This window comes from Streptomyces sp. 8K308 (genome assembly GCF_004348315.1).
Lineage (GTDB): Bacteria > Actinomycetota > Actinomycetes > Streptomycetales > Streptomycetaceae > Streptomyces.
Genome location: NZ_SMKC01000041.1, coordinates 1 through 13,124 on the forward strand (window position 1 = coordinate 1; position 13,124 = coordinate 13,124).

Genomic DNA, 13,124 nt, shown 5'->3' on the forward strand with positions numbered 1-13,124 from the left:
GGGGAGGACTTTCCGCCGGTGCGGGTGGCGGGCAGGGGGCGTGGCTGGTACCGCGGTGACTGTCACGTGCATTCGGCGTGCTCGGTCGGTGGCGAGCTGACACCCGAGGAGCTGGCGGCCGGCGCCGACGAGGCGGGTCTCGACTTCCTCGCGACCACCGAGCACGGGTCGGCCGCCACGCATGGCGTCTGGGGCCGGTACGCGGGCGACGACCTGCTGGTGGTCCTGGGCGAGGAGGTCACCACCAGGACCGGGCACTGGCTGGCGCTCGGGCTCCGCCCCGGTCAGGTGATCGACTGGCGGTACGGGGTGCGGGACGCGGTGGTCGACCGGCATCTGGAGCGGGTGCGTCAGGTCGGCGGGGTGTGCGTGGCGGCCCATCCGTACGCGCCGTACGTCTCGGGCACGTTCATGTACCCGTACCACGGGTTCGACGTGGTCGAGGTGTGGAACGGGCCGTGGAGCTCGGACCTGCCGTGGAACGCCGACAACGAGGCCGCACTCGCCGAATGGGGTCGCGGTCTGGCCGCGGACGTCCACCGGGGGCGGTGGCGGCCGGCGATGGGCAACAGCGACACCCATCTGAAGGGCCAGCTCGGCACTCCGCACACCGTCGTGCTGGCGGACGAGCTGAGCACCGACGCCATCCTCGCCGGCATCCGGGCCGGCCGGAGCTGGATAGCCGAGTCAGCCGCCGTGGAGTTCACGTTCACGGTGCTGGCCGGCGATCACGTCGCCGGGATCGGCGAGCGACTGGAGACCGGCGGCGGGCCGGCCCTGGTGCGGGCGGACGTCCGCGGTGTGCCGTCGGGCACCGTCAGCTTCCATACCGAGGTCGGGAAGGCGCACCACGAGTCGCTGCCCGACACCGGTACTGGCGCCGTGGAGTGGCGCACCAGCGCCCGGGAGGCCGGCTTGGTGCGCGTCGAGGTACGCCATCCCCACGGGCATATGGCGGCGCTCAGCAACCCGATCATCCTGGACTGAACGCTCCGCCCGCCGTCAGGCGGCGCCCGGCGCCCCCGGCGTGGTCGGCCGGACGGCGATCGCGTCGACCTCGAAAAGCATCCCCGGGAGGGCGAGCGAGGCGACCCCGCTGAGCGTCTGGGCCGGCAGCCGGTCCCCGAAGCGGGCGTGGAGCGCCCTGCCGAGGGTCTCCAGCCGTTCGGGGCCGTGGGCGACGATGAACGAGCCGAGCCTGACCACGTGTTCGAAACCGAGCCCCACCCCCTCAAGCGCGGACCACAGCCGGTCGAAGGCCAGGTCCACCTGGGCGGCGAAGTCCCCCGGCACCGGGGAGCCGGTGGCGTCGGAGGCGTACTGGCCGGCGACGAAGACCAGTTCCCCTGGTGCCGAGACGGCGTGGCTGTAGCCGAACGGCGTCGGGTCGTGGAGCGTGGGCGGGTTGGTGATCGTGCGGGCATCGCGCGTCATGACGCGTGGATCCTCTCCTGGTGCGGGGCGCCTGTCGCCTCCGGCGGGCGAGGGGCCGAACGCGCCCCTCTCGTCGCCCAACACCGCGCCGACGTGGGTCGATTCCGCGAAGCGGACCTACCCGGGCTCAGCCCTTCGGCCTACGTCCGTGGGCCGGTCGGGGCGGTGGCGATCAGTTCGGCGAGAAGTGCGCCGAAGGCTTCCGGCGCTTCCAGCATCACCATGTGGCCCGTCCCCGGCAGTTCGGTGTAGGTGGCCGCGGCTGCCAGGGCCCACTCGGGAACGTGCCATCCGGGGCGCGAGCGGGCTCCGGCGACCAGGTGCACCGGGGTTCGCTCGAACACCTCGCGCAGCGACCGCTCGTAGTCAGCCCGTGCGGTGTGGTCGACGACGGCACGGGCCATCGCCTGGACCGTGGTCGCGGGCTGGTGGGCGAGGGCCTGCGCGGCGGAGCGGACGCGACCCCGGCTCGGCTCGATGCCGCCGTCGCGCAGCCAACGCTCCGGCTCTGCTCGGTCGGCCCGCAGCAGCTGTTCCACCTCCGCGGTCGTCTTCGTGGCGATCTGCGCCGACCAGAAGGCGTCGGCCAGGGTGAAGTTGCCTTCGACGTTGACGAACGACGCGGTTCGGTCCGGGAACCGGTGGGCGAACGTGGCCGCGATCACGCCGCCGACGGAGTGACCGACCAGGTGCGCGGGGGTGTTGGGCAGTGCCAGGTCAAGGACGGTGCGCAGGTGCTCCACCTGTGCGTCGATGGAGATGCCGCCGGGGTCGGCGGTCGCGTTCGCACCGTAGCCGAGCAGGTCGGGGGCGATGATCCGGGACGGATGGAGCGGCACGAACGCGCGCTCGTCGGCGAACGGCCCGATGAGACCGTGCAGGAAGACCACTGGCGGCATGGAACGCCAGCCTTTCACGCGTCGTCGCCCGGCGTCCACCACAGCAGGGGACCGCCGGACCGGTCCGGAAAGATCTTGGCGGTGGCTATGGACCCGAGGGGTTCGTCGCGCCTATGTTCTAGACATGCCTGGACAGGTACACAAACATCAGCGCATCGCCCGCGTCCTCGCCGACGAGATCCGTGCCGGGGTCCACTCCGACGGCAGCAGGCTGCCGGGGGAGCACGCGCTCAGAGAACGGTTCGGGGTCAGCAGGACCACGCTGCGGCAGGCGCTCAGGGTGCTCGGCGACGAGGGGCTGATCGCCACCCACGCCGGCATCGGCTCGTTCGTCACCTTCGACGGCACTCCGCTGGACACCCGACGCGGCTGGACCCAGGCGCTGGCCGAGCGGGGCGTCGACCTGACCACCGAGATCCACCGGTTCGAGACGATCGCCGACCCGGCGCTCGCCGCCGAACTGGGCGTCGCCTCCGACGCCTTCGTCGCGCTCGACCGGGTCAGGCGGCTTCCCGACGGGCAGGGCGTCTCCCTGGAGCGCAGCCGCATCCCGGCCGTGGGCGAGTTGGCCGAGCTGCCGCGGCGCGGGCTCCGGGAGGGCTCGCTCAACACGGCGCTGGTCGCCGCCGGTCGCGTCACCGCCTCGGGCGAGGGCCTGGTGTCGGTCCGGGCGATCGACGCCGCGGAGGCCGCCGTGCTGCACCGCTCCACGGGTGAGCCCTTCCTCCACCTGGCCAAGGTCCACCGCGCGGCCGACGGCTCGGTCGTCGAGCAGGTCACCAGCCTCCTCGACCCCGCCAGGTTCCAGCTGCGGATACGCACCCACGAGACGTCCCACCAGGGAGCACCACGGTGACCGCCCCGCCCCTGCTCGACCGCGCGCTCGGCGCCTACTACGGCCTCGCCCTCGGCGACGCGCTCGGCATGCCGACCCAGTCGATGTCGCGGGAGCACGTCCGGCGCGCCTATGGGACGATCTCCGGCTTCCACGACTCCTCGCCCGACAACCCGATCAGCGCGGGCATGCCGGCCGGCTCGATCACCGACGACACCGACCAGGCCGTGCTCGTCGGCCGGCTCATCGCCGAGGGACAGGGTCGGATCGACCCGCTGCGCCTCGCCGAGGAGCTTCTCGACTGGGAGAAGCAGATGAGGGCCAAGGGCTCCCTCGACCTGCTCGGCCCGTCGACCAAGGCGGCCCTGGACGCCGTGGCCCGTGGCGTGCCCCCGGCCGAGGCCGGCAGGTTCGGCACCACCAACGGGGCCGCGATGCGCGTCACCCCGGTCGGCATCGCCTTCCCCGCCGAACCGCTCGAACCGTTCCTCGACCGGGTCGTGGAGTCCTGCCAGGTCACCCACGACACGACGATCGGGATCGCGGGCGCGGCGGCCGTCGCCGCCGCCGTCAGCACCGGCGTCGCCGGCGGCGGCCTCGCCGACGCCGTCCGGGCCGCGGTCGCCGCCGCCCGGGCGGGAGCCAGGCGCGGGCACTGGATCGCCGGGGCCGATGTCGCGGCCCGCGTCGAGTGGGCCTGGCGGCTGGTCGAAGGAGTGCCCGAGGAGCAGGCCGTGGACCGCGTCTCGGAGCTGGTCGGCAGCAGCGTGGCCACCCAGGAGTCGGTACCCGCGGCCTTCGCGGTCCTGGCCATGGCCGACGGCGACCCCTGGCGGGCCGCCGTGCTCGCCGCCAACCTCGGCGGCGACACCGACACCATCGGCGCGATCGCCGGCGCGATCGCCGGCTCGGTCGCCGGGCTCTCCGCCCTGCCCCCCGACGCCGTGCGCACCCTGCGCGACGTCAACTCCCTCGACCTCGAACCCCTGACCCACCGGCTGATCGCCCTGCGCTGACGCGCTGATCCGCCCGGCACCATCCGCCCCATCGCACCACCCGCCCCATCGCACCACTAAGGAGGCACCGAAGATGAGCGTTTCGAAGACGAACGATCGCGTCGGCGCCGTTGAGACCCGCGGCATCGAGCCCGTTCCCGACCACGAGCGGCACGGCCACGCGGGTCAGATGTTCTGGACCTGGTTCGCCGCCAACATCAGCATCCTCGGCCTTCCGCTCGGCGCCACCCTGGTCGCCTTCCGGGGGCTCAACATCTGGCAGGCGGTACTCGTCGCCCTCGTCGGGTCCTTCGGCTCCTTCGCCCTGGTGGGGGCGCTCAGCCTGGCGGGCAAGAAGGGTGGCGCCCCGGCGCTCACCCTCTCCCGGGCCGTCTTCGGGCAGCGCGGCAACGCCGGCCCCACCCTGGTGAGCTGGCTGAGCAGGATCGGCTGGGAGACGATCTCCACCACCACCGCGGCCTACGCCCTGCTCGCCATGCTCGACATCGCGTTCGGCCTGGACCGCAACACCGTGCTCACCCTGCTCTGCCTGCTGGTCTTCATCGCCTGCACCCTGCTGATCAGCGGCCTCGGGCACGCCACCATCATGTGGATCAACAAGTGGGCCACCGTCGTCTTCGGCGTACTCAACCTGATCGTGATGGGCTTCCTGGTCGCCACGGTCGACTGGAGCCGCGTCCTCGACGCGCCGGCCGGCGCCACCAGCGGCGTGATAGCCGGCATCGGCTTCATCGCCGCCGGCACCGGCATCGGCTGGGCCAACGCGGGCGCCGACTACGCCCGCTACCTGCCGCGGGAGATCGCCGGCAGCCGGCTGATCGTGGCCTCGGCGTTCGGCGCCGGCATCCCGCTGCTCCTGCTGATCTCGCTCGGCTCCCTGCTGACGGCGGGCGACGCTACGCTCGCCACCTCGTCCGACCCGGTCGCCGCCATCAACGAGATGCTGCCTTCCTGGATGGCCATCCCGTACCTGGTCGCGGCGTTCGGTGGGCTGCTGATGTCCAACCACCTGTCCACCTACTCCGCGGGACTGACGATGATCACCCTCGGCCTACGGGTGCCCCGGGTGTGGGCGGTCGCCCTCGACGTGGTGCTGATGTTCGCCGGCGGCATCTATCTGATGCTGATCGCGGACGACTTCTACGGCCCGTTCTCCACCTTCCTCACCCTCCTGGCCGTCCCCATCTCGGCGTGGATCGGCGTGGTCGCGGTGGACTCGCTGCGCGGCCGCTCCTACGACGCGGAGGCGCTGATGGACACCGGCCGCACCAGCCGCTACTGGTACTCCGGCGGCTTCCGGCTGCCGGCCGTCATCGGCTGGGCCGCCGCCATCGTGGCGGGACTGCTCTTCACCACGGCCGCCACCAGCACCGACGTCTGGTTCGAGGGCCCCTTCGCGGACACCTGGGCCGGCACCAACGGCCTGGGCTGGGCGATCGCGATGGCCACCGGCGCCGCCAGCTACGCGCTGACCGACCGGGCCGCCAGGCCCGACGCCCAGGCCACCCCGGAGCCCGCCCTCCAGGGAGCCGGCCGATGAGCCGCCGCCTGGTCCTCGTCGGCAACGTCATCGCCGACCTGGTCATCGAGATCCCGGCACTGCCGGAGCGCGGCGGCGACGTGATCGGCTCACGCGCCGAGCTCACCGTGGGCGGCGGCCTCAACACCCTCGTCGCCGCCCGCCGGCTCGGCGCCCGAGCCGTCTTCGCCGGACCGCACGGCACCGGCCCCTACGGCGAGTTGGTGCGGGCGGCGCTGGCCGGTGAGGGCATCCAGACCCTGCTGCCAGTCCGCGTCGACGGTGACACCGGGTTCACCGTGGCCCTGGTCGACGGCGGCGGCGAACGCACCTTCGTCACCAGCTTCGGCGTCGAGGCCAGGCTCGCCGAGCCGGAGGTGGCCGCCGTCGCCGCCGCGATCGGGCCCGGCGACCTGGTCCAGCTGTCCGGCTACGCGCTGGCGCTGCCAGCCGGCGGGCCGCCGCTGGCGCGGCTCGCGGCCGGGCTGCCCGCCGACGTCACCCTGTGCTTCGACCCGGCCCCGCTGGTCGCCGACATCCCGCCGGCCGTGCTCGACCCGGTGCTCGCCCGTGTCGACTGGCTCAGCGCCAACGCCCGCGAGGCGCGCCTGATGACCGGCCACGCGGAGCCGGCCGCCGCGGCGGCGGCCCTGCGCGGCCGGCTCTCGCCGGCCGCCGGCGCGCTGGTCCGCGATGGCGGCGACGGCTGCTGGCTCGCGCTGCCGGGCTCCGAGCCCCGGCACGTGCCGGGCTTCCCCGTCCGCGCCGTCGACACCAACGGCGCCGGCGACGCCCACGTCGGCGCCTTCCTCGCCCGGCTCGGCCAGGGCGACACCCCACTCGACGCGGCCCGCGCCGCCAACGCGGCGGCCGCCATCGCCGTCACCCGCACCGGCCCGGCCACGGCCCCGACCAGCGCGGAGCTGGCGGAGTTCCTCGGCCGGGCGGCCACCTGAGCGAGGTCAACCGCGATGACCGCGGGCGATCTCCAGGTCCGAGGCCAGAGCGCTAACACGGACCGGATCGCGGGCGTCGTCCAGGACGACGACATGGACGACGCTGCCGACCTCGGGGAGTGGCTCGTCGTCGAGCCACTCCGGGAGCTTGAGGTTGTCGATGAGCCCCGCCACCCCGCCCCCCAGGTCGACCAGCACGCCCCAGGGAGCGATCTCGGTGACGGTCGCGTCGAACTCCTGGTGAACGGATACCGCCTCGTGCACCGCACTCCTCACATCGGGATGAAGGTCCTTCGCCCACCGGTCAGTTCGTTGAACCGCGCCAGCCGGTCGGCCGGGATGCACCACTCGATGCGGGGAGAGCCGTTCGGTCCGGCCCAGTCGTAGCGGTGCATGCAGTCCATGAACTCGTTGACGAAGGCGGGGTCCATATCGTAACGAACCATGCCCTCCGCATAGCCACGCCGCCCCTGGTACTCGGCCGCGACGCTGCGCTCACCGAAGTACGCGCCGGACTGGCGTGTGACGGGCGGGAAGTTCGCCGGGTCGGGGCCGTTCGCCAACTCGTCCGCCAGGTCGTCACGCCTCGGCGTGCGGTAGATCGAGAAGTACTCGTCACAACCGGACAGGCCGAGGGGGTCCGTCCACGAGAACGGGTTGTGCACATAGGAATGGTGGTCGAGGGCGGGGAGGAGTCCGAGGGGGTCGGGCGACTGGTAACGCGCCGTCTCGGGCGCGTAGTAGCGCTGGTAGTTGTAGTTGAGGCCGGACTCGGCGTCGTGGTACTGGCCAGGGAAGCGGAACGGGCACGCGGCGTCGTCCGGGGCGCTCCCGGTGACGACGCCCCACACGCTCGTCTCCGGCTGCCGGCTGATGTGCCCGGCGTCGTCGAGGAGTTCCGTGGGGGTGCCGACGAGGTCCGTGACGATGGCGTGGAAACGCTCGTCGACACCTGCCTTGTCGAGTTGGGCCACGGGCCGGTGCTCTCCCGGCTGCCACTCCCAGGTGGTGGTGCGTCCGTCACCGCCTGACCGCTCGGCGATGCGCGTGCCGTCCCAGACGAAGTCGGTCCGATCCGCCGTGCCCCCGTCGTCGGTCACCCGCTCCTTGGCCACCCGGCGGCCGAGCGGGTCGTAGAGGTAGCGCCAGCGGCTCCCGTCCGGCGTCTCGAGTCGCACCAGGCGGTCGTCCGCATCCCAGACGTACCGCCAGACGCGGCTGCCTCCGGACAGCAGTTTCCGCGTCTGCCGTACGACGCGACCCTGCCCGTCGTACTCGTATCCGATCCGTCCGGCCCGGCGGACGAGCGTACCGGCGTAGGCGCGTGAGCCCTGTGCGTCCCGCTCCTCGCCGGACCAGGTCGCGTGGGTCACGTTGCCCACGGCGTCGTAGGCGTAGGACTCGGTCTGCCCGCCGGACGCCACTCCCGTGATCCGGCCCGCGGCGTCGAGCGTGAACTGGCGATCCCCGCCCATCAGGTCCGTGATCGAGGACATGTGGCCGTCGGCCCGGTAGGCGTAGCCGCGCTCCTGGAGCGGGGGCGCGGCCTCGCCGTCGCCGGTGTCGGGGCCGGTGAGGGTCTGGGCGACGAGCCGGCCCGAGACGTCCCAGCGCTGGGTGAGGCGCACGGTGGCCGAGAGGTCACGCCGGACCTCGCGCCCCGCGCCGTCGTGCGCGAATCCGAGGACCCGGCCGGCGACGTCCAAAGCCAGCGGGCGGTGCACCTCGTCGTACCGCCAGCTGCTGAGCACGCCCGACGGGGTGCGTCGGGACGTGCGCCGGCCCATCGCGTCGTACTCGGAGACCAGCGTTCTGCCGTTGCAGATCTCGGCGACGACACGACCCAGCAGGTCACGTTCGAGGCGCAGCTCCGCGTCGGCGTTGCTGGCGCGGACGATGCGGCTGAGGCCGTCGCGTTCGAAGACGGTGACGGAATCGCCGGCGCGCCGGGTCACGATCTCGCCGAGCGCGTCGCGGTCGAACTGGACGGTCTGGCCGGCGCCGTTGGTCTGTTCGGAGAGGCGCCCGGCGGCGTCGTAGCGGTACCGGATCGTCCGGCCGTCGAAGTCCGTCTCGCTGGCCACGCGACCGCAGGCGTCGAGCGCGTATGTCCACACCAGGCCCCGTGCGTTGGTGACCGAGATCAGGTTGCCCTCGGTGTCGTAGGCGTACGTGGTCCGGGCGCCGTCCGGACCGGTGCGAACGGCGGGTAGATCGAAGTGCGTCAGCTCGTAGGCCGTCACGCCGCCGGCCGCGTTGGTGTACGCGGTGAGGTTGTTCTCGCCGTCGTACGCCCAGGAGTCGACGCTACCGTCGGGCAGTGTCCTGCGGAGCGGTTTGCCCTCGACCGACCAGTCGACGCGGGTGACCCCGCCCATGGGGTCGATCGTCTCGGCCACGTGCCCGAGCGGGTCGCGCACGCAACGCGTCACGGAGCCGTCCGGTTCGGTCACCCGCACCGGAAGCCCGGCCGCGTCGTTCTCCAGCCGGCGCACGCCTCCCAGGGGATCGACGGCCTGGACCAGATGACCGCGGTCGTCGTAGGAGTAGGACGTCGTGGCGCCGAGCGGATCGACGACGGCGACGAGATTCCCGCGCTCGTCGTAGTTCTGCCCCCACCGTTGGCCGTCCGGCTCGACGATGACGACGGGTTGCCGCTTGTCGTTGTACTCGGCGCTCGCGTGGCTGCCGTCGGCACGCTGTATCCGTACCAGGTTGCCGTCGTCGTCGTAGGTGAAGCGGCTGGTGCCACCCATGGGATCGGTGACGGTCAGCGGCCGATCGTAGCGGTCCCAGGTGCGGTGGGTGTGGTGACCGAGGGGGTCGGTCTCCGTGATCAACTGGTAGCTGTCGTCGAACTGGTAGACCGTGGTGTTGCCGAGGGAGTCCGTGAAGAGCGTGCGACGGGTCACGGGGTCGTAGTCGATGCGGCTGCTGAGGAAGCCGTCGACGCCTTCCGTGCGGACGCACCGGCCGTCGTCGTCGTAGGTGTACCGATACCAGACGCCGTTGCGGTCCTGCCAACCGGTGATGCGACGCTTCTCGTCGTAGGTCAGAGTGAGGGGCCGGCCGGAGGAGTTGTGGATTCCGACGAGGTTGCCGCGCTCGTCGTAACGATAGCGCCGCAGCGTGGGCCGGTCCGGGGCGCTGAGCAGCCGGAGTTCGGTGACGCGCCCCCCGACGGTGGTGATGCCGACCTCGTACCCGCCGTCGTGGGCCAGGCGGCACGGCGCGCCCTCCGCGTCGTACTCGACGTCGACGCGGTTGTGATTGCGGTCGGTTATCGCGGTCAGCGGGAGCTCCGCGCCCTGGCGGCTGGGAACCGCCGTGAAGTGCAGGGTCCGTCCGGTCTCCGGCTGGTGAACCGACATGGGCGAACCCGGCCGGCCGTCCCAGGAAAGCGTCCAACGCGGACCCTCGACCGGCAGTACCGGCTCGTCGGGCAGGGGACGGGGGAAGTGGAGGATCATCCCGTCGTCGGCGCACAACCGCACGCCCCGGTCTTCGAGGACGAGCCGCTGGTCCAGGGTGGAGGCCCAGGAGGGGCCGAAGCAACGCCCCGTCCTGACCGATGTGCGGTGGTGGCGTTCCAGCGCCAGGGACAACACGCCGGGGAGTTCGAGGTCCGTCGCCGACATCACCATCTCGCCGGTGGCCATGTCGATCGGGTCCGTGCGGCAGAACAGCCGTCGCATGCCTCGTGCCATGCCGCGCATGCTCTGCCCGAGCCCTTCCACGCCCGCCACCATGCCGCGCAGGCCGGTGGAGCCGAGGCCGCGTAGGCCTCGGGCGAGGCCGCCGAGGGTGGTGAGGCCTTTCATGCCGGGGATGCAGTCGAGGGCGGCGAAGGCGACGTCCCAGAGGGAGGCTCGGCCGTTGGCGTAGTCGTAGAGGGTGTCGGCGAGGACGACGAGGGCGGCGGCGAGGACGACCCAGGCGAGGGGTCCGCCGATGATCATGACGACGATGCCGAGAACGGCGACGACGACCTTGCATATCTCGACGATGGTGTCCCAGTTCTCGGACACCCAGTGGATGGCGTCCTCCCACCAACGACGGTTCTGGATGCCGGCGTCCGAGGCGGCGTCGATCTCGGAGGCGCAGGTGCGGGCGGCCTCCTCGCGCATCTCCTTGGCGTCCTGGGCGAGTTGGCGGGCGGCGGAGAGGGCCTCCTCGGCGCCGTCGACCCGGCCCTGGGCGGAGGAGGCCGCCTCGTTGGCGGCGGACGCGTCCCGGGTCGCCGCCCGCACCTCCGCCTCGGACGGCGGTTCGACGCCCTCCCGCTCGCCCTCGCGTTCCAGCCGGTCGGCCTCCTCGCCGGCCCGCGACACCCAGTCCTGCGCGTCCGTCAACGCCGCCTGGGCTGAGGAGAGATCGGCCTGCGCGGCGATGGCGCGGTCCAACGCACGGTCCGCCATGCCCTGCGCCGTCTCCAACGTCGGCCAGTAGGTCGCCAGGGCTTGGGCAGCCATGTCATACGACGTCTGGAGCTTCTCCAGATTCCCCGGTACCCCGTCGAACTCGGACCGGAACGCCTCGGCCGACAGACCGGCCCAGTCCAGCACCGCCCGGTCCTCCGCCATGCCCCGGATACGGCCCAGCGCCTCGCCCACGTCGTCCGCGAAGGTCTGGAGCGAGTCGGCGAGGTCACGAACCTCGTCCGGATTGCCCGGCGTCGGGTCCCGGTCCATGTCCACCGGCGACCAGTCAGACGGACGTGCCACGAACTTCCCCCCGTGGTGATCAAGCGATGTGCAAAGCCTGACTGTACGGTAAACGGCGGGTCGAGGGCTCAGCAGGTCAGTCGACGGCGCGGAGGTGGTCGAGCGGCAGCGGTCCGGTGCGCGGGGTCACCCGGCAGTTGGTGTGCAGGTAGCGGGCGACCCCGTTCGTGAAGCCGTAGATCGCGACCGTCTGGGTGTCCTCCCACGCCCGCGCCGGCGGCATCAGGAAGTGCGTCTCGCTCACTGGGAGCAACTCGTACCTGACGCGGTCGGGTTGCTGGAGGAACTCCGCCTGCACGGGGTCGACGACCAGGGTCAGATACAGCTTTCCCCCTTCGGCCGACACCTCGTAGCGGGTGCCGGGGCGCTCATAGACGCCTTCGTACCGGGCCAGGTCGAGGTCGAGCGTCGCGTCCGGCGCGGGCAGCTCAGGGATGGTGGTCGCGCCGAGGTCGGCCAGGATCTCGTTGAACACGGCGCGGTAGAAGCCGTCTCGCGGTCCGCCGTTGGTCAGCATGGTGAGGGCGGTGTTCGAGTCCGGCAGCAGCCGCAGCCGCGCGTTCTGCCCGATCGTGCTGCCGTCGCTCGCGTAGACGGTCTCGCCGTGCCAGTCGCACACGATGAGACCGAGCGCCCATTCGGGCCCGAACATGTACGGGTCGGGTACGGGAACCCGCGACCGCGTCATTTCCCGGACGCTCTCGGCCGAGACGATCCGGTTTCCGTTCGGCGCCGTGCCGTCGCTGAGGAGGACGTGCGCCAGCGCGAGCACCTCCCGGGTCGTCGAGGTGATGTTGCCGCCGGGGCCGAAGGCGCGTGGCAGGTGGTCCACCGGTGTGACGACCGGGCCCTCCTCCGGGGAGCGCAGCAGGTGCCCGGTCGCGGCCCGGGTCTCGTCCACCCGCTCGTGCCAGCTGTGCGTGCTGGTCAGCCCCATCGGGTCGAAGAGACGATCCCGCATGACGTCGTCCCAGCGTCTGCCGTCGCGCACCTCAAGGATCCGCGCGAGGATCGCGTAGCCCAGCGCCACGCTGTAACCGTGGGTGTGACCGACCGGGAAGACCTGGGGCGCGTCGGCGATGTTCTCGACCATGCGCGCGTAGACGTCGCCGTCCTCGCCGGGATCGCCGTACGCCTCCTCGATGCCGTTGGTGTGGCACAACAGGTGGCGAGGGGTGACCGTGGCGGCCGCCTCGGGATCGGCGACGGTGAAACCCGGCAGGCAGGCCCGCACCGGCTCGTCCAGGTCGACCTTCCCCTCGTCGACGAGCTGCATGAAGGCCAGGGCCGTCCAGGTCTTGGTCATGGAGCCGCACTGGTAGACGGTGTCCGTCGTCGCTGGCTCCCCCGTCCGCATGTCCCTGACGCCGACCGCGAACTCGGCGACCTCCCCGTCGTGGAGCACGCCGACCGCGGCGCTCGGGATCCCGTACTCGGCGAGGAGTTCGGCGACCCGGGCGCGGGTGCGCGGTATGTCGAGCCTCATCGCGGGAGACCGACCGCGTTGGCGGCGTCCGCTTCGAAGTACTCCGTGGTGGCGTGGCCGCCGGCGTGTGTCTCGAAGAAGTCCCGGACGGCGTCGATGGAGTCGTGGGTGATGATGTTCACCGCCCTGGTCCCGTCCTTGCTCGCGACCGCCACCTTCCAGGCGGCGCCCCTGGGGAGCTTGGCGTGTGCCTTCTTCAGGCCGCTCCAGAACCTGTCCTGGTCCGAGACCGTCGACACGGCCATCACGTGCATG

The 13,124-nt window shown here is 72.1% G+C and carries 11 protein-coding genes; 5 read left to right on the top strand and 6 right to left on the bottom strand.

Features of this window, described 5'->3' with window-relative positions; all coding sequences use genetic code 11:
- The coding region (locus tag E1265_RS09055) for a CehA/McbA family metallohydrolase (RefSeq protein WP_347877169.1) at window positions 1-987 on the top strand (987 nt) is incomplete at its 5' end.
- Between the two features lie 15 nt (window positions 988-1,002).
- Here E1265_RS09055 and E1265_RS09060 read toward each other — a convergent pair.
- Both E1265_RS09060 and E1265_RS09065 read right to left on the bottom strand, forming a co-directional pair.
- Entirely contained in the window at window positions 1,003-1,434 is a 432-nt protein-coding gene (locus E1265_RS09060) for a Rid family hydrolase (protein WP_132929730.1), read from the bottom strand.
- A 140-nt stretch (window positions 1,435-1,574) separates the two neighbouring features.
- Entirely contained in the window at window positions 1,575-2,333 is a 759-nt protein-coding gene (locus E1265_RS09065; protein WP_132929731.1) for an alpha/beta hydrolase, read from the bottom strand.
- A 124-nt stretch (window positions 2,334-2,457) separates the two neighbouring features.
- Between E1265_RS09065 and E1265_RS09070 the strand changes: the two genes are divergently transcribed.
- The 4 genes from E1265_RS09070 to E1265_RS09085 all read left to right on the top strand — a co-directional run bounded on the left by E1265_RS09070 (window position 2,458) and on the right by E1265_RS09085 (window position 6,659).
- Entirely contained in the window at window positions 2,458-3,189 is a 732-nt protein-coding gene (locus E1265_RS09070) for a GntR family transcriptional regulator (RefSeq protein WP_132929732.1), read from the top strand.
- Window positions 3,186-4,184, top strand: a complete 999-nt coding sequence (locus tag E1265_RS09075; protein ID WP_279571415.1) for an ADP-ribosylglycohydrolase family protein — start codon at window positions 3,186-3,188, stop codon at window positions 4,182-4,184. The genes E1265_RS09070 and E1265_RS09075 overlap by 4 nt, the downstream gene beginning before the upstream one ends.
- Before the next feature lie 73 nt (window positions 4,185-4,257).
- The gene (locus tag E1265_RS09080; RefSeq protein ID WP_132929733.1) at window positions 4,258-5,724 is read left to right on the top strand and encodes a cytosine permease; all 1,467 of its coding nucleotides are present in this window, start codon (window positions 4,258-4,260) and stop codon (window positions 5,722-5,724) included.
- A complete protein-coding gene (locus tag E1265_RS09085) occupies window positions 5,721-6,659 on the top strand; it encodes a PfkB family carbohydrate kinase (RefSeq protein ID WP_132929734.1) in 939 nt (312 codons plus the stop codon). Before E1265_RS09080 ends, E1265_RS09085 begins: the two co-directional genes overlap by 4 nt.
- Before the next feature lie 6 nt (window positions 6,660-6,665).
- Here E1265_RS09085 and E1265_RS09090 read toward each other — a convergent pair whose 3' ends face one another.
- From E1265_RS09090 to E1265_RS09105, 4 genes are all read right to left on the bottom strand, one after another.
- Complete coding sequence (locus E1265_RS09090; RefSeq protein ID WP_132929735.1) at window positions 6,666-6,923, bottom strand: hypothetical protein; 258 nt, start codon at window positions 6,921-6,923, stop codon at window positions 6,666-6,668.
- Between the two features lie 8 nt (window positions 6,924-6,931).
- The gene (locus E1265_RS09095; protein ID WP_132929736.1) at window positions 6,932-11,383 is read right to left on the bottom strand and encodes a DUF6531 domain-containing protein; all 4,452 of its coding nucleotides are present in this window, start codon (window positions 11,381-11,383) and stop codon (window positions 6,932-6,934) included.
- Between the two features lie 76 nt (window positions 11,384-11,459).
- Window positions 11,460-12,869 (bottom strand): serine hydrolase, encoded by a 1,410-nt coding sequence (locus E1265_RS09100; RefSeq protein WP_132929737.1) that lies wholly within the window; start codon window positions 12,867-12,869, stop codon window positions 11,460-11,462.
- Window positions 12,866-13,123, bottom strand: coding sequence for a hypothetical protein (locus E1265_RS09105; protein WP_132929738.1), 258 nt, complete (start codon window positions 13,121-13,123; stop codon window positions 12,866-12,868). Before E1265_RS09105 ends, E1265_RS09100 begins: the two co-directional genes overlap by 4 nt.
- Window position 13,124 lies beyond the last annotated feature (1 nt).